Here is a 21,401-nt window from a genome sequence, read left to right as displayed (position 1 = left end):
ATGTCTGAAGTGAAAAAGCCAAGTGTTGTACGTTTTGAAGAAAAAGTGGCAGCCAAAAACTATGAAGACGCTTGCGTTGAGCTACTTGATATTCTTGGTCAGATCGATTCAAATTTCGGTGAAATTAAGGATATTGAAATTGATGTTCCCAAACAGCTTGAACATCTTACCCAAGATAGACATATCTACTTTGCTACTCGCATGGCGGTAGCTATTACAGAATTATTCACCGACCCGAAATTAGACATTTCTGTTTCCGGCGCACGACGTTTCTTAACGTTACAACGCTGGCTAAATCTGATTTTTGCTGCATCGCCTTTTGTTAATGCGGATCATATTTTACAAACCTATAATCGGAAGCCAAATCCTGAGAACCCGTTAGATATTCATTTGGATACGTCAGAATCTGCATTGATTAAGTTCTGCATTTTATATTTGCCAGAATCAAATGTTAACCTTAATTTAGATGCGTTATGGAATATTAATCCGGAACTTTGTGCCTCTCTGTGTTTTGCATTACAGTCACCTCGTTTTATTGGTACGGAACAATCATTTGGTAAACGTGCAGCCCTCTTGCAATGGTTCCCTAAAAAATTAGCGCAGATTGAAAATCTAAACAATCTTCCTAGTGGTATTTCTCATGATGTATATATGCATTGTAGTTATGATGTTGCACAGAATAAACATGATGTAAAACGGGGACTAAACCAGGTTATACGTCGCTTTCTTCTTGAGCAAGGCTGGACTGATCGTGATGTAACAAAATTAGGTGAGCGTAATGGTAAGCCGGTGATGGTTGTACTTTTAGAACATTTCCACTCCGCACACTCAATCTATCGCACGCATTCAACATCAATGATTGCCGCACGTGAACATTTCTATTTAATTGGTATCGGTGGTAAGGCTGTGGATGATTCGGGTAGAGGCGTATTTGACGAGTTCCATTTAATCAACGGTAATAATATCCTTGATAAATTGACGTTCTTAAAAGGGATTTGTGATGAAAACGGCGCAGCTATATTTTATATGCCAAGTATTGGAATGGATCTCACAACCATTTTTGCCAGCAATACCCGCCTTGCGCCGATTCAGACTATTGCATTAGGGCACCCAGCCACGACTCACTCAGACTTTATTGAATATGTGATTGTTGAAGATGATTACGTGGGTTCGGAAGCCTGTTTTAGTGAAACCTTATTACGTTTACCAAAAGATGCACTTCCTTATGTGCCATCCGCTCTCGCACCACAGAATGTGGAATACCGCTTACGCGCTCATCCGGAAGTGGTGAATATCGGTATTGCCTCCACAACAATGAAATTAAATCCTTATTTCTTGGAAGCATTAAAAGCCATTCGTGATCGTGCTAACGTAAAAGTACACTTCCATTTTGCATTGGGGCAATCTAGCGGTATTACCCATCCTTATGTAACACGTTTTATTAAATCTTATCTAGGTGATGATGCCACGGCACACCCACACTCGGCTTATCACCAATATCTTCAAATTTTGCATAATTGCGATATGATGGTAAACCCGTTCCCATTTGGGAATACAAACGGCATTATTGATATGGTGACTCTTGGTTTAGTCGGTATCTGTAAAACCGGTTCTGAAGTACATGAACATATTGATGAGGGCTTATTCAAACGTTTGGGCTTACCTGAATGGCTAATTGCCAATACCGTCGATGAATATGTAGAGAGAGCGATTCGTTTAGCTGAAAATCATGAAGAACGTTTGGCATTACGTCGTCATATTATTGAAAATAACGGCTTACAAACTCTCTTTACCGGTGATCCAAGCCCGATGGGGAAAGTCTTGTTAGAAAAATTTAATGAGTGGAAAGTGGTTAATTTAGGTGAAAAAACCAAGAAAAAAACGGTAACAAGAAGACCGGCAACAAAAAAAGCGACCACTCAAGCAAAAACTTCAAAAACTACAGCTAGGAAAAGTGCGGTCAAATCTGAAACTAAATCTACTTCGAAAAAAGTTGCAGTGAAAAAAGCAACCGGCAAGACAGCTTAAAAAAATGAAAACCCCCGAAAGGGGATTTTTTGTTGGTAAGAATTAATGAATTTCTTGAGATTAATTATAAAAATACTTGATTTTGATTGCGCTATCTTGTAATTAATAAACCCATTCAAACACAACATTAACAAAGGAAAAAACTATGAAAAACGTCGGTTTTATCGGATGGCGCGGAATGGTCGGTTCCGTATTAATGGATCGAATGGTGCAAGAAAATGATTTTGCCAACATCAATCCTATTTTCTTCACCACTTCCCAAGCAGGGCAAAAAGCCCCTGTCTTTGCCTGCAAAGAGGCGGGCGAACTCAAAAATGCTTTTGATATTGACGAACTCAAAAAATTAGACATCATCGTCACTTGTCAAGGTGGTGACTACACCAACGAAGTGTATCCAAAATTAAAAGCAACGGGTTGGAACGGCTACTGGGTTGATGCCGCCTCAGCATTACGTATGGAACAAGACGCCATCATCGTACTTGATCCGGTAAACCAAAATGTGATTGACGAAGGCTTAAAAAATGGCATTAAAACCTTTGTAGGCGGAAACTGCACAGTAAGCCTAATGTTAATGGCGATCGGCGGTTTATTTGAACGTGATTTGGTGGAATGGGTCTCTGTGGCAACCTACCAAGCAGCCTCTGGCGCAGGGGCGAAAAATATGCGTGAATTACTTTCGCAAATGGGCTTATTACGTGATGTCGTGAAAGATGAATTAGCCAACCCTGCTGCTTCTATTTTAGACATTGAACGTAAAGTCACCGCAGAAATGCGTTCAAATGATTTCCCAACAGAAAACTTTGGTGCCGCATTGGGTGGCAGTCTTATCCCTTGGATCGACAAATTATTGCCTGAAACCGGACAAACCAAAGAGGAATGGAAAGGCTATGCGGAAACTAACAAAATTCTTGGTTTAAGCGACAACCCGATTCCGGTTGACGGTTTGTGTGTGCGTATCGGTGCATTACGTTGCCACAGCCAAGCCTTTACGATCAAACTGAAAAAAGATTTACCGTTAGCGGAAATTGAACAAATCATTGCCTCACACAATGAATGGGTCAAAGTGATTCCGAATGATAAAGAAACCACATTACGTGAATTAACTCCGGCGAAAGTGACGGGAACGTTAAGTGTACCGGTCGGCCGTTTACGCAAACTTGCCATGGGTGGCGAATACCTTGCCGCTTTCACCGTAGGCGACCAACTTTTATGGGGGGCGGCAGAACCGGTTCGCCGTATTTTGAAACAGTTAGTAAAATAATTTTACCCACCAATAGGGCGTTGTTTACGCCCTTTATTTTATAAATCCTTATGATTCGAGAACCCCGTTTTTGCCAATTTGCCTTGTTGGAATTATTGCCTTTTTTTGAAAGCACGCCGACTCAATATCTTATTGGAAAAGGAAATATTCGCATTGCTTATCGTCATTTCGTGCAGCCTGAAAATAAAACCAAAAAATTGATGATTTTGGTGAACGGGCGGGCGGAAAATATGATGAAATGGTCGGAGCTGAGCTATGATTTTTATCATCAGGGCTACGATGTGTTGTTATTTGATCATCGCGGGCAGGGCTATTCCGAACGGCTTTTATCTGATCCGGAAAAAGGGCATTTAGACGAATTTCGTTTTTATGTCGCGGATATGCAAAAAGTGATCGAAAAAACTACCGCACTTTTTGACTATCAAACCCAACATTTGGTGTCGCATTCCCTTGGCTCGCTGATTGCTGCCTACTATTTGGCGAATTGCGATCATCATATTGAAAAAGCTGTGTTATCTTCGCCTTTTTTCGGCGTGCCGTTAAAACATCCGCTGCGTGATGAATTGATTATTGCCACCATGAATTTACTGGGGCAGGGCACGCGTTATGTGTTTGGCAAAGGGGCTTACAAACCGGCACATCTTGAACGTAATGAATTAAGCTTTTGTAAAACCCGAATGAAATGGATGAATCGAATCAACCGAAAATACCCTGCTCTTCATCTTGGCGGTCCGACTTTTCGCTGGGTGCATTTATGCCTCAATGCGATAAAACGCCTTCCTTCCATTCTCCCCCGGATTGAAATTCCCGTGCTGATTTTGCAATCGGAAAAAGAAAAAATCGTGGACAACAAAACTCTGCAAAAACTGACCGCACTTTTCCCCAATGCAAGTTGTGAATTGGTTCATCAGGCAAAACATGAGATTTTATTTGAACGGGACGGTTTAAGGGAAAATGTCATGAAAAACATCACGCAATTTTTTGAAAAGCCGAATTGATAGCCATTGGCTTTTTCTGCGTTTAAAAACTCATCATATATCGCATTATTTCCAATCCCGATATGGGGTGAATGTTAAAAAGATGTTGCAAATTTGACCTTTTGCCCTACAATCACTGAGCCTCAAATACTAAGGTTCTTCCCTCTTTGAGTGTGGCGATCTTACTTTACGGAGATCTGGTTTTATTTTCTGTTACCAGGAGAATAAAAAATTATGAAAAAATGGACCGCACTTTTTACTTCAAGTGTATTTTTATTAGGCACTCACAATATTGCAACCGCAAATGACAATACGGTTTATCTCTATACTTGGAGTGAATATGTGCCGGAGGGGTTACTGGATAACTTTACCAAGGAAACCGGTATTAAAGTCATTGTGTCCAGTTTGGAATCAAACGAAACAATGTATGCCAAACTGAAAACGCAAGGCGAAAACGGCGGTTATGATGTGATTGCGCCAACCAGCTATTTTGTATCCAAAATGATACGGGAAAATATGCTGAAAGAATTAAATCACGAAAAACTGCCCGTTATCAAAGAATTAGATCCGAATATGCTGGATAAACCTTTTGATAAGGGCAACAAATATTCATTACCGCAATTATTCGGGGCGACCGGCATTGCCTATAACGCAGAAACACAGAATCCCGCCCAATTTCAATCTTGGGGCGATCTATGGAACGCTGAATTTAAGGGGCGCTTACAAATGTTGGATGATCCAAGAGAATTGTTCAATATTGCCCTGTTAAAAATGAACAAAGACCCGAATACGCAAGATCCAAAAGTATTGGAAGAGGCTTATCAAGAATTGCTCAAGTTGCGTGGGAATATCTTGGCATTTAATTCGGATAATCCGTCCAACAGCTTTATTTCGGGAGAAACCGAAGTGGGCTTATTGTGGAATGGCTCCGTGCGTATTGCAAAAAACGAAGGGGTTAAAATTGACATGGTTTACCCGAAAGAGGGCACGATGCTCTGGATTGATAATTTAGCTATTCCGAAAACCGCTAAAAATGTGGAAGGGGCACATAAGCTGATTAATTATCTGTTAAGCGCCGATGTAGCTGAGAAACTGACCTTACAAATCGGTTATCCCACTTCCAATCTCAATGCATTGAAACGTTTGCCGAAAGAATTGACGGATGATCGTGCGACATTTATCGCTCAAGATGTGATCGATAGAAGTCAATGGCAACTTGATGTTGATGATGCCATTGAGCTGTATGAAGGCTATTATCAAAAATTAAAAGCCGCTCAATAAGATTGACGATGGCAACATAAACCGCACAAAAGTGCGGTTTATTTTTCTTTAGTTTTATTCCTCGTAGATAATCAAACCTAATTTGAGCCTCTCATTAAGTAGTAAAAGCAAGCAGCGTAGTAAGTTTTAAATAAAAACCAATGTTATAACGACCGCACTTTTTCTTGTGTTTTGGTTCATCATTTCAGTGCCACAGTAATTGTGATTGGCTTTTTCCTCTCTCAACCTCTAAAATAGCCTACTCGAAAACCTATATTTGCCGGCCGATATTGCCGTCTATTTTCTTATCAAAAACAGGTAACTCAATGATTTCAGAAGATAATTTTTCTCAGCACACTCCCATGATGCAACAATATCTCAAACTCAAAGCAGAAAATCCGGATATTTTGCTGTTTTATCGTATGGGGGATTTCTACGAGCTGTTTTATGACGATGCTAAAAAAGCCGCCGCCTTGTTGGATATTTCCTTAACCAAAAGAGGACAATCGGCAGGCGAGCCGATCCCGATGGCAGGTGTACCCTATCATGCCGTTGAAGGTTATTTAGCGAAGTTAGTTGCATTGGGCGAGCCGGTGGCAATTTGTGAACAAGTGGGCGATCCTGCAACGAGCAAAGGGCCGGTAGAACGCCAAGTCGTGCGTATTGTGACGCCCGGTACGGTGAGTGATGAAGCCCTGTTACCGGAACGCCAAGACAATTTGATTGCCTCTGTGTATCAAGAAAAAGACAAATTTGGGCTGGCGACGCTGGATATGACATCCGGACGTTTTCAGCTATGCGAACTCGATGGTAAAGAAACCTTGCAAGCGGAACTGCAACGTATTGCACCGGTAGAATTACTGTACTGTGAAGATTTCGGTGAGATGGCATTAATTGAGCACTACAAAGGTTTACGCCGTCGTCCTATTTGGGAATTTGAACTTAGTACGGCGATTAGCCAGCTCAATCGTCAATTCGGTACGAGAGACCTACGTGCCTTTGGCGTAGAAAAATCACCGCTTGGACTGAGTGCGGCGGGGTGTTTGTTGCAATATGCAAAGGAAACCCAACGTACGGCGTTACCTCATATTCAAAGCATTAGTGCCGTGCAAAATCAAGATTACGTTCAGTTGGATGCCGCAACCCGACGCAATTTAGAATTAACGCAAAATCTTGCCGGCGGGAGTGATAATACACTGGTTGCCGTATTGGATAAATGTGTAACTCCAATGGGGAGCCGTCTTTTGAAACGTTGGATTCATCAGCCGATCCGTCATATTGAAAAACTCCAACAACGCCAACAAAGCATCGCAGAAATTCTGAATTTTGATTTGGTGGATGAATTACAACCTTACTTACAACAGGTGGGGGATATGGAACGCATTTTGGCTCGGGTGGCGTTACGTTCGGCACGTCCGCGTGATTTAACCCGTTTGCGTACCGCTTTGGAACAAATTCCGAACCTGCGTTCAGTTATCCGACAAAAAACACCGCCGTTTATGACCGCACTTTTTGAGAAAGTTGCCGATTTCACCGAGCAATGCGACTTACTACAACGGGCAATTGTTGAAATGCCACCGTTGCTGATTCGTGATGGTGGCGTAATTGCAGAAGGGTATCATAGCGAATTGGACGAATGGCGTATTCTTTCTGAGGGGGCAACCCAATATTTAGAAAATTTGGAACAACGCGAACGTGAAAGCACCGGCATTGATACCCTGAAAATCGGTTTTAATGCGGTTCACGGTTATTATATTCAAATCAGCCAAGGACAAGCACATAAAGCCCCGATTCATTATGTTCGTCGTCAAACTTTAAAAAATGCCGAGCGTTACATTATTCCTGAACTGAAAGAGTACGAAGACAAAGTATTGAAATCCAAAGGTGCGGCATTGGCATTGGAAAAACAGCTTTATGATGAACTCTTTGATTTATTGCTCCCACACTTGGGCGCATTACAGTTGGCAAGTCTTGTGTTATCGGAATTGGATGTATTGGTAAACTTGGCGGAACGTGCCGATACCTTAAATTATGTGATGCCGACATTTTGTGATGATATTTGTGTCAGCATTGAAAACGGCCGTCATCCGGTTGTGGAACAAGTGCTGAAAGAACCTTTTATCGCGAATCCCGTTGAATTGCATAGAGACCGCCATTTGCTTATCATCACCGGCCCGAATATGGGGGGGAAAAGCACCTATATGCGACAAACCGCGCTGATCACGTTAATGGCGTATATCGGCAGCTTTGTGCCGGCAGATAAGGCAAAAATCGGGCCTATTGATCGTATTTTTACCCGAATCGGTGCTTCGGATGATCTTGCCTCAGGTCGTTCGACTTTTATGGTGGAAATGACCGAAATGGCAAATATTTTGCATCAAGCCGGTGCTCAAAGTCTTGTGCTAATTGATGAAATCGGACGTGGAACGTCCACCTATGATGGGCTTTCTCTTGCTTGGGCATGTGCGGAATATCTGGCGAAAATTCATGCGCTGACTTTATTTGCGACCCACTATTTTGAGCTCACGGCTTTACCGGAGCAATTTCCCGGCATTATTAATGTTCATTTGGATGCCCTTGAACACAATAACACCATTGCCTTTATGCACGCCGTGCAGGAGGGAGCGGCAAGTAAAAGTTACGGGTTGGCGGTTGCGGCTTTAGCCGGAGTACCGCAATCGGTAATTAAACTGGCAAAACAAAAACTAACGCAATTAGAAAAAATATCGGGGCATGCTGCTGAACAGCAAATTCAAGCCTTGCGTGAGGCGAATCGACATCAAGGGGAACTTACCTTTGAACAGGAAACAGACGCACTTCGCGAAGCCATTGAAAAGCTTGATCCGGACGAACTAAGCCCGAAACAGGCTTTAGCGTATTTATATCAACTGAAGAAAATGGTGGAGTAAAACACAAAGAAAAACGACCGCATTTGCGGTCGTATATTCAGATGATATCGGGCTTTAAGCATAAATTACATCGATATATTTAAAGCCCAACCGTTCCTGATTATTTAAACTGCACCCGTGCATTTCTAAACAATCGCATCCAAGCGCCATCCTCGCTCCAATCTTCCGGATACCAAGAGTTACTCACGGCACGGAATACCCGTTCAGGGTGAGGCATCATTGCTGCGATTCGCCCATCCGCATTAGAAATCGCCGTGATACCTAATACAGAACCGTTAGGGTTTGCCGGATAGCTTTCCGTTACATTTAGGTGGCTATCAATATATTGCGCAATAATTAAATTTTGTGCTTGAAGTGCGGTTAAATTTTCCGCTGTTTTGAATTCAACACGTCCCTCACCATGGGATACGGCGATTGGCATATGTGAACCCGCCATACCTTGGAACCATAAGGAATGTGTGTCATTGATTTTCACTAAACCGACCCGGGCTTCGAAACGTTCCGATTTATTTCGCACAAAGCGAGGCCAGTTTTCCGCACCCGGAATGATTTCCGCAAGATTGGAGATAAACTGACAACCGTTACACACCCCTAAAGAAAGGGTGTTTTCATTGGCGAAGAATTGACTGAATTGTTCACGTAATTGTGGGTTAAACAAAATAGATTTTGCCCAACCACCGCCGGCACCGAGAACGTCACCGTAAGAGAAACCGCCGCACGCGACCATCGCATTAAAATCATTTAAATGGTAACGACCCGCCATTAAATCACTCATATGCACATCAACCGCAGCAAATCCGGCACGGTCAAATGCCGCCGCCATTTCCACATGGCTGTTTACGCCTTGTTCACGCAACACGGCAACTTTCGGTTTTGCCCCTTTCGCAATATAAGGCGCGGCAATATCTTCATTCGGATCATAGGTTAAGAAAGCAGATAATCCATTGTTGTTCGGATCTTTTTTCGCCTCAAATTCTTGATCGGCACATTCCGGATTATCCCGTAAACGTTGCATTTGATGGGTTAATTCAGCCCAGACTCCACGCAATTCAGAACGTTTTTCACTGAGTAATTTTTTATTGCCGCGAGCGATTTCAATGTGATTTTCCGTTGTAACTGCACCGAGTTCGTGGGTAAGCGGTAATAAATTATGCGCATTCAAGACTTCACGTACAGCGGTTAATTCGCTTTCCGCTACTTGAATGACTGCTCCCAGTTCTTCGTTAAATAACACGGCGAGATCATTATCGCCTAAGGCGGAAATATCCACCTCGATACCACAGTTTCCGGCAAATGCCATTTCCGCCAAGGTGACGATTAATCCACCGTCGGAACGGTCGTGGTAAGCTAATAATTTACGTTCAGCCACAAGGGTTTGCATTGCTTCAAAGAAGTGTTTCAATGCACCCGCATTTTCTACATCTGCCGGTTTATCGCCCAGTTGTTTGTAAACCTGGGCAAGTGCGGTCGCACCAAGACGATTTTTACCTTCACCCAAATCAATTAGCAACAGTCGGGACGCACCTTTATCGGTACGAAGTTGCGGTGTGACGGTTTTGCGAACATCTTCCACGCGGGCAAACGCACTGATCACTAAAGAAAGTGGAGCGGTGACCGCTTTTTTCTCGCCATTCTCTTCCCAGGTCGTTTTCATTGACATGGAGTCTTTGCCTACCGGAATGGTGATACCGAGAGTCGGGCAAAGTTCTTCACCGACGGCTTTTACCGCTTCATAAAGTCCGGCATCTTCACCACCGTGACCGGCTGCCGACATCCAGTTAGCGGAAAGTTTGATACGCTTAATATCGCCGATATTGGTTGCCGCAATATTGGTGATGGATTCCGCTACTGCCAAACGTGCCGACGCGCCAAAATCCAATAAGGCGACCGGTGCACGTTCTCCCATTGTCATGGCTTCGCCGTGATAGCTGTCAAGGCTGGCGGTTGTTACCGCTACATCGGATACCGGAATTTGCCATGGCCCGACCATTTGATCCCGTGCGACCATACCGGTGACAGAGCGGTCACCAATGGTAATTAAGAAGGTTTTTTCTGCTACCACAGGTAAGCGTAAGACACGATGAAGCGCCTCTTTTAATTCAATGCCCTCTTGTGAAACAGGGGGATTTTGCACCGCACTTGATTGCACGTTACGGGTCATTTTAGGTGTTTTGCCGAGAAGAACATTCATTGGCAAATCAATCGGATCATTGTTGAAATGGCTGTCGTGCAAGGTTAAATGTTTTTCTTCTGTGGCTTCACCAATCACCGCAAACGGTGCACGTTCGCGTTCGCACAGTGCGGTAAATAAATCCAATTTTTCCGGTGCAATGGCTAAAACATAGCGTTCTTGTGATTCGTTACACCAAATTTCGAGCGGAGACATTCCTTTTTCGTCACAAAGGATGGAACGTAAATCGAATTTACCGCCGCGCTCGCCATCGTGTACCAATTCAGGCATAGCATTAGATAAACCGCCTGCCCCTACATCATGGATAAATAAGATTGGGTTATCTTCACCGAGTTGCCAGCAACGGTCGATGACTTCTTGGCAACGGCGTTCCATTTCCGGATTTTCCCGTTGAACGGAGGCAAAATCCAAATCTTCTTTTGATTTACCGCTGTCCATAGAAGATGCCGCACCGCCGCCTAAGCCGATATTCATCGCCGGGCCGCCTAATACAATAAGTTTTGCTCCAACAGGAATTTCGCCTTTTTGGACATGTTCTGCACGAATATTGCCGATACCGCCTGCCAGCATAATGGGCTTATGATAGCCACGGATTTCCTCGCCATTAAAACTGTTTACTTTTTCTTCATAAGTACGGAAATAACCGAGTAATGCAGGGCGACCAAATTCATTATTAAATGCCGCACCGCCTAACGGGCCTTCAATCATAATATCAAGGGCGGAGGCAATGCGATTAGGTTTAGAAAGCGGGTTTTCCCAAGGTTGTTCAAAGTTTGGAATCACCAAATTTGATACGGAGAAACCGGTTAAGCCCGCCTTCGGTTTTGCACCACGACCGGTTGCGCCTTCATCACGAATTTCGCCGCCGGAACCGGTTGCTGCACCGGGGAAAGGTGAGATCGCAGTTGGGTGATTGTGGGTTTCCACTTTCATTAAAATGTGCGTATCTTCATTGTGGTAACGATATTGCCCGTCTTGATCGGCAAAGAAGCGACCAACTTTTGAACCTTCCATCACTGCGGCATTGTCTTTATAAGCGGAAAGCACGAAATCCGGAGTTTTCTCGAAGGTATTTTTGATCATTTTGAACAAGGATTTTTCTTGTTTTTCACCATCAATCACCCAGTCCGCATTAAAGATTTTATGGCGGCAGTGTTCGGAATTTGCTTGGGCGAACATATAAAGTTCGATGTCGTTCGGGTTGCGGCTGAGTGCGGTGAAATTTTCCACCAAATAATCAATTTCATCTTCAGCTAAAGCGAGCCCCAATTCAATATTGGCGTTTTCCAAGGCTTGGCGCCCCCCGCCTAAAATATCCACTGTGGTGAAGGCCTTTGGCGCTTGGTGGCGGAATAAAATTTCGGCATATTTGGCATCACGTATTACTGTTTCCATCATACGGTCGTGCAAAAGTGCGGTTAATTTTTCTTGTGTTTTTTCATCTAAAGGTTGGTTAAATTCAAAGTAATAGGCAAGACCGCGTTCAATCCGATCCACTTCTTTCAAGCCACAATTATGGGCAATATCTGTCGCTTTGGACGACCAAGAAGAAATGGTACCGACACGTGGAATAACAATAAAGGTTTCACCGTTTGCTTCGTGTTCTGCCAATGTCGGGCCGTAGTGGAGCAAGGCTTTTAGCTTCGTTTCCTGTTCGCCGGAAAGGGGCGTATTGAGTTCGACAAAATGGACATATTCGGCATAGACGGATTGCACTGCCAGCCCGTTTTGTTGGAATTTTTGCATTAAGCCATTGATGCGGAATTCGGAAAGGGCAGGTGAGCCACGGAAAATTTGAAACATAAGGATTCCCTTTGAGTCTGAATAGAAATGAAAATTGCGCGCTATTATAAAGGAAAAGGTAGGAAAACGAAAACGTTTGCGTGTTGTTTTACAGCATTCTTTATCAAGTGGTTTTCTTGTAAAATATCGTTCGTTTTATTATTAACAGGAGAGAGAAATGGCTTATCAACAGGTACTTGATTTTTGGTTTAATGAGGCAACAAAACCGTTTTGGTTTGCTAAAAGTGAGGAATTTGATCGTCAGATCAGTGAGCGGTTTTATGATTTATGGCGGCAAGCGGCTCAATCGGAATTAAGCCATTGGCGTGAAACGGTGCAGGGGCGGTTAGCCGAAATTATTGTGTTAGACCAGTTTTCTCGTAATTTACATCGTGATAGTCCTTTAGCATTTGCTCAAGACAATATGGCAATTGCATTGGCACAAGAGTCGGTTAAACAACCCGAATTTAAAAATATGACCGTGCGTGAACGCCATTTTATGCTAATGCCTTTAATGCATAGCGAAAGCAAAGTGATTCATGCACAAGCACTGCCTTTATTTGAACAATTTGGCCCTGAGGAAAGCGTTGATTTTGAATTGAAACATAAGGTCATTATTGATCGTTTCGGTCGTTATCCGCATCGTAATGCTGTGTTAGGGCGGGAAAGTAGCGCTGAAGAAATCGAGTTTTTAACACAACCGGGATCGAGTTTCTAATCGATGAAATGAAAAGTGCGGTTGATTTTAACCGCACTTTATGACATCTAGATCTGATAGTCTTCTTTCAATAAATGACGGTAAGCGTATAGATAAGAAGCTCCCACAAACGCCGCGCCACCGGTAACATTGCCGAGAAAAACCGGAATCATATTTAAGAAGAATTCACCCCATGTTACCTTTGCGCCGGCAAAGATTCCCGCCGGAATAATAAACATATTGGCGACGAAATGTTGTAAGCCGATAAGGACGAAGATCATCACAGGAAACCACATAGCAAGAATTCGACCCGATGTTTGTTTTGCACCAAAATAAAACCAAATACCCATACAAACCATCCAGTTACAGGCAATGGCAGAAATAAATGCCCGTGAAAAATCCATTTGCACTTTCGCTTCGGCAATGGCTATTGTTTTAGAGGCAGCAGCCCCTTCGGTTAATCCCACGTAATGACCTAAGAAAAATGCCATAAAGAGTGCGCCGGCAAGATTTCCAAGGCTAACGATAATCCAGTTTCGTGTGAGTTTTTTAAGGCTTACCAGCTTACTTAAACGACCTAATGCCATCATCATCATCATATTTCCCGTCGCAAGCTCACCGCCACCGATGAGAATACAAATTAAGCAAATCGGGAATACCGCCGCTCCTAACAGGGTGGCAAGTCCGCCCCATTCGGATGGGATACCGCTGATAACTTTCAGATAAGCCATATAACCGAAACCCACATAACCGCCGCCTAAAAAGCTTAATATGGTTAAGGTTTTTAGATGACCTTGTGATTTGGCATAACTCTTGTCAATGACATCTTGTAGAATTTCATGGGGATAAAGGTCTCGTTGTGTCATAGTGATTCCTTTTATTAACGGGTAACGGGGTGAAAAATGAAAAGGTGAAAGTATGGGGACTGTGTAGTTTTGATAATGCAGGCAAAAAATAAAGTGTGCACAGTCCCTATTTTCTATCTCGTCATATTTGGTTATAACGAAAATGAATAACAGACGGTAACGAGATCTACTGCCGTCGTTAAGACATTAATCCCTATGCAAAAGGTTGAAGTTCAGGATTAAGCGGCGTGTCGGCAATGTTATTAACGTAATTACACAATGTAGCCAAGCTGACACCTAAGATCACATCAATAGCATTTTGTTGGGTGTATCCCGCAGCAAAGAAAGTTTGCAGTTGTGCCGGTGTTAGTTTGGCTTTTTGTAGTATGACGGCAAGGGTAAAGCGTGCCAGTGTATCTAATTTCTGATCTTGCTCAATACGTGCGGTGGCACGAATTTGATTCACTAATTCTTCCTCTAACTTTAATACTTTTAAGGCAATTTTAGTGTGGCCTGCAACACAGAACCCACAGCCGTTCACCACTGCTGCCGTAATTTGTACGACTTCCCGTTCTGTTGTGGTAAGGCTGTTTCTACCGTTTATCCCGCCCACGGTACGGTAGGTTTCTAAAGCCGTCGGAGCATTGGCTAATACACCAATTAAATTTGGAATAAATCCATTGGCATTTTTAACCGCAGTTAATGCATCTTTTGCTTCTTCTGGTGCGCTTTCAATAGTGTGAATGGAAAATTGCGACATAAAAAAACTCCTCTCATAATAATCACTTGCAGATTGATAGTACGTGAGGAGTTTGGCTTTTGGAAAGAAATAAAGGCTATTTGATAGATGAAAAAGTTATAAGTGTGAAAAGATGATCTGCAACACTTGAGGTGTTATTTTAGGAAATAAATTTCGCCATTCTCTTCCGATACTAAAATTGAGGCGTAATCAGTTCGCCAATCACCTAATACAATGCGCTTTTTGCCATCATATTGATGAACCGCTTCACGGTGGGTATGCCCGTGAATCAGGAGTGGAGCATTGAATTGCTGCATTTTGGCTAAAGTGAAAGACTGATTAACATCCATAATGTCATCAGGTTTTTGTGCTTTGTCTTTGCGGCTTGTTGCTCGAATTTTCTCCGCAATTTTTAACCGCACTTTTAAGGGTAAATGGAGAAACAGCCATTGTCGCCACTTTTGATGGACTTTTTGGCGGAATTGTTGGTATTTCACATCATCAATGCAAAGCGTGTCGCCGTGGCAGAGCAGTGTCGGCGTGCCGTAAAGATCAATAAGTTGATAATCAGGTAATAAGACCATACCGGTTTCTTTGGCAAAACGCTGACCGATAAGAAAATCCCGATTGCCGTGGATAAAATAGCAGGCAATGCCTTTTTCCGTGATATTTTTAATGGCTCTTTTTACTTGAGCGATTAATGGCGATTGTTCGTCATCACCAATCCAAAAATCAAATAAGTCACCGAGAATATAAACCGCCTCGGCAGTTGGGGCAACATTGTGCATAAAGTCTAAGAAAAGTGCGGTCAATTTGGGCTGGATTTCGCTCAGGTGAAGATCTGAAATGAAATAAGTCTTTTTCATAAAATTTCCGTAAATTTTTGTCTAGATTAGCACAAAATCCCTTCTAATTTGCTATACTTTTGCGAAATTTTCTCATAGGTATTGATATGTTAAAACTGGCTCGAATCCTCATTGTGGTGGTTTGTTGTATTTTAATTTGTGTGCTTGGCACAATTTATTCATTTATTCGCTTTAAAAACCCAAGTAATGTGGGTGTGATGGCGCGTTGGTTCGGGCGTTTGTATCCGCTTTTCGGTTTACAGGTGGAACACCGTTTCCCGAAAAATAAACAAAACCTTGGACGGGCGATTTATATTGGTAATCACCAAAATAATTACGATATGGTGACGATTTCTTATATGGTGCAGCCTCGTACCGTGAGTGTCGGAAAAAAAAGCCTGATTTGGATACCGTTTTTTGGCATTTTGTATTGGGTGACGGGCAATATTTTTCTTGATAGAGAAAATCGCTCGAGAGCCCATAGCACAATGACCCGGCTGGCAGAACGGATTAATAAGGATAACCTTTCTATTTGGATGTTTCCGGAAGGTACACGTAGTCGCGGACGCGGTTTGTTACCGTTTAAAACCGGTGCGTTTTATGCGGCGGTAGCGGCGGGAGTGCCGATTATTCCGGTGGTTTGTTCCACGACACATAACAAAATTGATTTAAATCGTTGGGATAACGGCAACGTGATTTGTGAAATGATGGAGCCTATTGATACTCGCAATTATAGCAAAGAAACGGTTCGGGATTTAGCGGCATATTGTCATGATGTGATGGAAAAACGCATTGCCGAATTAGATGCTGAAATCGCACAAATCGAAAAGGAAAGTATGAATGCCTAAACTTTCACGCCGTCGTTTTTTAAAAAGCACGGCAATTTCAACCGCACTTGCCTGCGTACCCGCTCCTTTAATGGCGGCAAGCCGTGCAAAATTGACGGTGCCGCCGTTGATTGAGGTTCGTCGCGGTCGCCCGATTATTTTGACGATGGAAGAAACGGGATATCAGTTAGACGGCAAACATCAAGTTAGCGTATGGGGCTTTAATGGCAATTATTTAGGGCCGACAATCAAAATTAAGTCGGGCAGTTTTGCAAAACTTAATTATCACAATAATTTACCTCAACATGTTTCTCTTTCTATCCAAGGTTTACAGGCTTCCGGTGAGTTGTTTGGCGGGGCGGCCCGTGTACTTAAAAAAGGTGAATCTTGGGCTCCGATTGTGCCGATTGAGCAACCGGCAGCGACTTGTTGGTATCGTTCTGCGACATTGGCTAACTCTGCGTATCAAACCTATCGTGGCTTGGTGGGAATGTGGTTGATTGAAGATGAACAAAGCGTTAAATCAGCACTTCCACGTAAATACGGCGTGGATGATATTCCATTGATTTTACAGGATATGGAATTTAATAGTGAAGGGTTACAACTATTCAGACAAAATCAACCGCACTTTGTGGGGAACCGTTTATTAGTCAATGGGGTGGAAGCCCCTTATTTAGACGTGCCGCGTGGTTGGGTGAGATTGCGTTTGCTCAATGCTTCTTTAGCTCGGGCTTATGATCTGCGTTTGGATAATGACCAAGATATCACGGTGATTGCAAAAGATTTAGGTTTTCTTCCGCAAGGTAACGTGGTGAAATCTTTTATTTTGGCTCCGGGTGAGCGGACAGAGATCTTAATTAATTTAAGTGAGGGAGGAAATGTTTCGCTCATTTCAGGGCATAAACGGGGTATTTTTGACAAGGTAAAACAGGTTTTTTCCTCTGATGGCGAATTAGTAGAGAATACTGTGTTAGAACTACGGCCCCAAGGTGATTTTTCCGCTTTTGCGCAGAAAATGGATGTGAAATTTGAAACCGATGCCGTATCTGTGTTAAATACGAAAATTGAACGGGAACGAACATTTGTTTTGGATGTCACAAGCGGTTTAATTAACCAAAAACGTTTTGATCCGCGTCGTGTGGACGTGGTGGCAAAACAAGGTTCGATTGAACGGTGGATTCTGACTAGTTCTTTACCGGTTGGATTTACCCTCCAAGGAGCAAAATTCATTGTAGAGCGCGATGCAAACGGTGTATCGAAAGACAATGAATTAGCTTGGAAAGATACGGTGTGGGTAAGAGGTAAAACACAAATTTTGGTACGCTTTGATCAGTTTTCCTCTAATAACTATCCGTTTATTTTTGGCGCATCAAATCTTATGCTTGCCGATATCGGCTGCATTGGTATGATGGTTGTGCAATAAAGTGCGGTTATAAAAAACAACATTTTTTGAACGTTGGCTTTGCCAACTGCTGCCCCGATAGGGGGGAACAAACGAGTCAGCGAGTTTGTGAATAATTTTTAGTTTATTTTTAATTGAAGGAAAAGAGATGAATAAAACACTCGGTTTAATTTCTACTGTAGCTCTGCTATTTGGTGCGATAAATGTGGTGGAGGCTAAAACGTCTGATAATCAAAAAGAGAAAAAAATGGTTTCACCGGAAATTTATCTTTCTGTGTTTGACGCTTCAACAAAGCCTTTTACCGATCTAAAAACGACCGTATTATCGCGTAGTCAACCCAACCTTTGGCTGTGTTGGGTTGCTGAGGGTCAATTTCCTGAAATGGTTAGCACGATAGAAACTCTAAAAGCACCGGAAAAACAAGTGATTGAGGCAAGGGGTTCTCAAGTATCAACTTCAAAAGACGGCAAAGTGAATGTTATTCGTGGTAGATTAGGGACGTTGGATAGCGGTAAACGTTTAGTAAAATGTTGGTATTTTGACGAGTCTGATCCACTTGGTAACTATAAGTTTCAAATACAAATTATGGGGAAAGTTTATAAAGACTTACCGTTTAGCGTAGTAAAATAATCACAAGTAAAATGGATAATCATATTGTTGATTATCCATTTTTTCAGTAATGCGGCGGCGGAGTTTCTTCTGCTTGGCTTGCGATATTTGAGGGTTGGAAATCTTTCAATTTATTCGCTACATAACGCAACTGTAGTTGAATTTTATCCATATCAAATTGTTGTTGAACTAACGCTTGGTTTAATTCCTCTAACAATTGTTCTTGAAATGCCACTTTCATTTCAAGTTCGGCAATGCGATTTTCTAACATTTGTTGAATTTGCATGATTTATCTCTAATATTTAAAAAAAAGTTGAGAATAGCTTAAATCCGATTTAATCTATTCGTTGCTTTTCTATTATAAAGGATTAATAAAAATGTTAAAAATTCAAAAGTTTTCCTTCACTGCATTAATCATAAGTGCGGTTGTTTCCGGAACAGTTTTTGCAGATGAAAAGGCGGATGTGAAATTTAATGATGATGTATCCTATGCCTTAACCGCCTATTCTATGACGCAAGCAAAATTAATGGCAGAACAAGGCGAGATTAAGTTAAATGAAGCCCAAGTGAATAAAGCGGTAGAAGATGTGTTGAAAGGTAAATTTACCGAAGAAAAGATTGATGAATTGACACAAACTTTAGAACGGTTTCAACAAAAAATCGTTGCTCGCGAACAAGCGAAAATGAAAGAAATTGCACAGAAGGCACAAGATGAGGGAGATAAATATCGTGCTGAGTTTGTTAAAAAAGAGGGCGTAAAAACCACAAAATCCGGTTTGTTATATCGTGTTGTTGAGGCTGGAAAAGGCGAGGTGATTAAACCAACGGATACGGTGAAAGTCCATTACACCGGTAAATTACCGGACGGTAAAGTTTTCGATAGTTCGGTAGTGCGTGGTCAACCGGCGGAGTTTCGTTTAGATCAAGTTGTAAAAGGTTGGACTGAAGGGCTTCAATTAGTGAAAAAAGGCGGCAAAATTGAGTTGGTGCTTCCTCCTGATTTAGCTTATGGCAAACAGGGTGCAGGTGCTTCCATCCCACCAAATTCAACGCTGTATTTTGAAGTAGAAGTATTGGATGTAAATCCTAAAGATAAATAATTTATCAAATTGAATAAAACATAGCCTTTGGTTATGTTTTATTCTTACCCTCCCTCGCAAAAGAGCGGTTATTTTTTAGCGTAGATTCGGAACTTATTCATGTTACATGACGAATATATTTTCACAGATGAAGATCATACCATTTTGAATTCTTATAAAGCGGTAGTGAATGGTGTGAGCGCACTTATTGGTGAGCATTGTGAGATTGTTTTGCATTCCCTAGACGATATAGAACATTCCGCTATTTGTATTGCTAACGGGCATAATACTAATCGCCAAGTGGGTTCTCCTATTACGGATTTAGCGCTGCGATCTTTGCATAATATGCAAAGTGAAGGGGGCTCAAAGCCTTATTTTACAAGAGTAAAAAGCAATGTTTTGATGAAATCCGTGACCATTGCAATTCGTAATAAAAACCAAAGAATAATAGGATTGTTGTGTATTAATATTAATCTTGATGTACCGGTTTCAAAATTTATTCAATCTTTTATGCCTACTATTGAGGCAGAAGAAACCTCTTCGGTGAATTTTGCTAACTCTATGGAGGATTTGGTTTCGCAAACCGTTGAAAAAACTATTGAGGAAGTTAATGCAGATCGCTCGGTAGCAAATAATAATAAAAATCGTCAAATTGTAATTTCATTATATGAAAAAGGGATTTTTGATATTAAAGATGCGATCAATTTAGTGGCGGAACGTTTGGATATTTCTCGTCATACGGTTTATCTTTACATTCGTCAAATTAAACAAGAGCAAGAATAATGAACTATGTACTCGCGGTAAAAAGCCCTATTTACGGTACGCAAGGGGCTTATCTTGCTTATCAATTTGCAGAGGCCTTAATTGAAAAAGGGCATAGCATTAAACAAATTTTCTTTTTCCAAGATGGGGTGAGCAATGGTAATCGCTTTGTTTACCCTGCCGCTGATGAAGTGAATTTACAACGATATTGGCAGGTTTTCTCTACCAAATATGGCGTGCCTTTATACTTATGTGTGGCTGCCTCACAACGTCGCGGAGTGGTAAATGAAATGACGGCAGAAAATAAGAATAATCATAATCTGGCAGAAGGGTTTGTAATTACAGGCTTAGGGGAGTTTATGACTGCAACATTAAACGCCGATAGAGTCATCACATTATGAAAATGGCTTTTTTATTTCGTTCCGCTCCCCATGGCATATCTTCTTCACGAGAAGGGCTCGATGCCTTATTAGCTGCAACGGCATTTTGTGATGAAGAGGACATCGGTGTGTTTTTTATTGATGATGGTGTGCTTAATTTGTTGAATGGGCAACAACTGGAGCAATTATTACAAAAAGATTTTATCCGCACCTTTAAGTTATTGGATTTATACAATATCAAACAGCGTTTTATTTGTCGAAAAACGCTTGATAAATTGGGGATCGTAGAGGATAACCTTATCATATCGGCAAAAAAAATTGACCGCACTTTATTACTCGCTAAGCTGAACCAAGCAGAGAAATTGCTAACATTTTAAGGGATAGTTATGCTCTATTGTTTTTCTCAGGCCAATTACGATAAAGAAGAATTAATGAGTTATCTGTCTTTGATGACGGAAAGCGATGCCGTTGTGCTTTGGCAAGACGCCGTGTTATTGATGGTAAAACACCCCAATCATTTTAAGCATTGTAAAGCGCATTGTTTTGCATTGGAACAAGATATTCTAGCAAGAAATTTGACCGCACTTTTACCGAAAGAGAATACGGTGCAATTAATTTCTTTATTGGATTTAGTCGATATTACAGCAGAGTATTTCCCTCAGATGGCATTATAAAAATACCTGTTTTTTCTCAGATTTTTTTCACATTTTATCTATAAATCTTATTGATTCACCTAGTCCTTTATGCTATATTCCGCAACCTCTTACATCTGTCTTATGCTTATGTAAGTAGGTTCGTCCCGAAAGG

Annotated in this window: 19 protein-coding genes; 14 read left to right on the top strand and 5 right to left on the bottom strand. The window is 41.9% G+C overall.

Annotated elements, in window-relative coordinates; genetic code table 11:
* The 5 genes from FEE42_RS06965 (at position 1) to mutS (ending at position 8,435) form a co-directional block, all read left to right on the top strand.
* Positions 1 to 2,028, top strand: a complete 2,028-nt coding sequence (locus FEE42_RS06965; RefSeq protein ID WP_059366045.1) for a UDP-glucose:protein N-beta-glucosyltransferase — start codon at positions 1 to 3, stop codon at positions 2,026 to 2,028.
* Between the two features lie 145 nt (positions 2,029 to 2,173).
* The gene (gene asd / locus FEE42_RS06960; protein ID WP_135968970.1) at positions 2,174 to 3,289 is read left to right on the top strand and encodes an aspartate-semialdehyde dehydrogenase; all 1,116 of its coding nucleotides are present in this window, start codon (positions 2,174 to 2,176) and stop codon (positions 3,287 to 3,289) included.
* Positions 3,290 to 3,339: 50 nt separating this feature from the next.
* Positions 3,340 to 4,287, top strand: coding sequence for an alpha/beta fold hydrolase (locus FEE42_RS06955; protein WP_164027992.1), 948 nt, complete (start codon positions 3,340 to 3,342; stop codon positions 4,285 to 4,287).
* Positions 4,288 to 4,500: 213 nt separating this feature from the next.
* A complete protein-coding gene (locus FEE42_RS06950; RefSeq protein WP_059366040.1) occupies positions 4,501 to 5,547 on the top strand; it encodes an extracellular solute-binding protein in 1,047 nt (348 codons plus the stop codon).
* A gap of 305 nt (positions 5,548 to 5,852) precedes the next feature.
* Entirely contained in the window at positions 5,853 to 8,435 is a 2,583-nt protein-coding gene (gene mutS / locus FEE42_RS06945) for a DNA mismatch repair protein MutS (RefSeq protein ID WP_164027991.1), read from the top strand.
* A gap of 100 nt (positions 8,436 to 8,535) precedes the next feature.
* On the opposite strand, the gene purL is transcribed toward mutS, so the two are convergent.
* Positions 8,536 to 12,429, bottom strand: a complete 3,894-nt coding sequence (gene purL, locus FEE42_RS06940; protein ID WP_164027990.1) for a phosphoribosylformylglycinamidine synthase — start codon at positions 12,427 to 12,429, stop codon at positions 8,536 to 8,538.
* Positions 12,430 to 12,586: 157 nt separating this feature from the next.
* On the opposite strand from purL, the gene FEE42_RS06935 reads away from it, so the two are divergent.
* Positions 12,587 to 13,126 carry a DUF924 family protein gene (locus FEE42_RS06935; protein WP_164027989.1) on the top strand — a complete coding sequence of 180 codons (540 nt, stop codon included), beginning with the start codon at positions 12,587 to 12,589 and terminating at the stop codon, positions 13,124 to 13,126.
* A 47-nt stretch (positions 13,127 to 13,173) separates the two neighbouring features.
* Here the strand turns inward: FEE42_RS06935 and FEE42_RS06930 are convergent, their stop codons facing one another.
* From FEE42_RS06930 to lpxH, 3 genes are all read right to left on the bottom strand, one after another.
* Positions 13,174 to 13,971 (bottom strand): formate/nitrite transporter family protein, encoded by a 798-nt coding sequence (locus FEE42_RS06930; RefSeq protein ID WP_164027988.1) that lies wholly within the window; start codon positions 13,969 to 13,971, stop codon positions 13,174 to 13,176.
* Positions 13,972 to 14,164: 193 nt separating this feature from the next.
* Positions 14,165 to 14,710, bottom strand: coding sequence for a carboxymuconolactone decarboxylase family protein (locus tag FEE42_RS06925; protein WP_059366035.1), 546 nt, complete (start codon positions 14,708 to 14,710; stop codon positions 14,165 to 14,167).
* Positions 14,711 to 14,844: 134 nt separating this feature from the next.
* Complete coding sequence (gene lpxH / locus FEE42_RS06920; protein WP_059366034.1) at positions 14,845 to 15,555, bottom strand: UDP-2,3-diacylglucosamine diphosphatase; 711 nt, start codon at positions 15,553 to 15,555, stop codon at positions 14,845 to 14,847.
* Between the two features lie 86 nt (positions 15,556 to 15,641).
* Here lpxH and FEE42_RS06915 point away from each other — a divergent pair, with 86 nt between their 5' ends.
* The 3 genes from FEE42_RS06915 (at position 15,642) to FEE42_RS06905 (ending at position 18,394) form a co-directional block, all read left to right on the top strand.
* Positions 15,642 to 16,382 carry a 1-acylglycerol-3-phosphate O-acyltransferase gene (locus FEE42_RS06915; protein WP_059366033.1) on the top strand — a complete coding sequence of 247 codons (741 nt, stop codon included), beginning with the start codon at positions 15,642 to 15,644 and terminating at the stop codon, positions 16,380 to 16,382.
* Positions 16,375 to 17,784 (top strand): multicopper oxidase domain-containing protein, encoded by a 1,410-nt coding sequence (locus FEE42_RS06910; protein ID WP_059366032.1) that lies wholly within the window; start codon positions 16,375 to 16,377, stop codon positions 17,782 to 17,784. The genes FEE42_RS06915 and FEE42_RS06910 overlap by 8 nt, the downstream gene beginning before the upstream one ends.
* 127 nt (positions 17,785 to 17,911) lie before the next feature.
* Positions 17,912 to 18,394, top strand: coding sequence for a hypothetical protein (locus FEE42_RS06905; RefSeq protein ID WP_059366031.1), 483 nt, complete (start codon positions 17,912 to 17,914; stop codon positions 18,392 to 18,394).
* A gap of 43 nt (positions 18,395 to 18,437) precedes the next feature.
* On the opposite strand, the gene FEE42_RS06900 is transcribed toward FEE42_RS06905, so the two are convergent.
* Positions 18,438 to 18,659, bottom strand: coding sequence for a SlyX family protein (locus FEE42_RS06900; RefSeq protein WP_059366030.1), 222 nt, complete (start codon positions 18,657 to 18,659; stop codon positions 18,438 to 18,440).
* A 91-nt stretch (positions 18,660 to 18,750) separates the two neighbouring features.
* On the opposite strand from FEE42_RS06900, the gene FEE42_RS06895 reads away from it, so the two are divergent.
* From FEE42_RS06895 to FEE42_RS06875, 5 genes are all read left to right on the top strand, one after another.
* Positions 18,751 to 19,473: an FKBP-type peptidyl-prolyl cis-trans isomerase gene (locus tag FEE42_RS06895; protein WP_164027987.1), complete on the top strand. Its 723-nt coding sequence runs from the start codon at positions 18,751 to 18,753 to the stop codon at positions 19,471 to 19,473.
* A 99-nt stretch (positions 19,474 to 19,572) separates the two neighbouring features.
* Positions 19,573 to 20,235 (top strand): helix-turn-helix transcriptional regulator, encoded by a 663-nt coding sequence (locus FEE42_RS06890; RefSeq protein ID WP_164027986.1) that lies wholly within the window; start codon positions 19,573 to 19,575, stop codon positions 20,233 to 20,235.
* Entirely contained in the window at positions 20,235 to 20,615 is a 381-nt protein-coding gene (gene tusD / locus FEE42_RS06885; protein ID WP_164027985.1) for a sulfurtransferase complex subunit TusD, read from the top strand. Before FEE42_RS06890 ends, tusD begins: the two co-directional genes overlap by 1 nt.
* A complete protein-coding gene (tusC, locus tag FEE42_RS06880; RefSeq protein WP_164027984.1) occupies positions 20,612 to 20,971 on the top strand; it encodes a sulfurtransferase complex subunit TusC in 360 nt (119 codons plus the stop codon). Before tusD ends, tusC begins: the two co-directional genes overlap by 4 nt.
* Before the next feature lie 9 nt (positions 20,972 to 20,980).
* Positions 20,981 to 21,268: a DsrH/TusB family sulfur relay protein gene (locus FEE42_RS06875; protein WP_164027983.1), complete on the top strand. Its 288-nt coding sequence runs from the start codon at positions 20,981 to 20,983 to the stop codon at positions 21,266 to 21,268.
* Positions 21,269 to 21,401 lie beyond the last annotated feature (133 nt).

This window comes from Rodentibacter caecimuris, from assembly GCF_010587025.1.
Classification (GTDB): Bacteria; Pseudomonadota; Gammaproteobacteria; order Enterobacterales; family Pasteurellaceae; genus Rodentibacter; species Rodentibacter caecimuris.
Note: the sequence above shows the minus strand (reverse complement) of the source record. Positions and strands in the feature narration are given on the sequence as shown.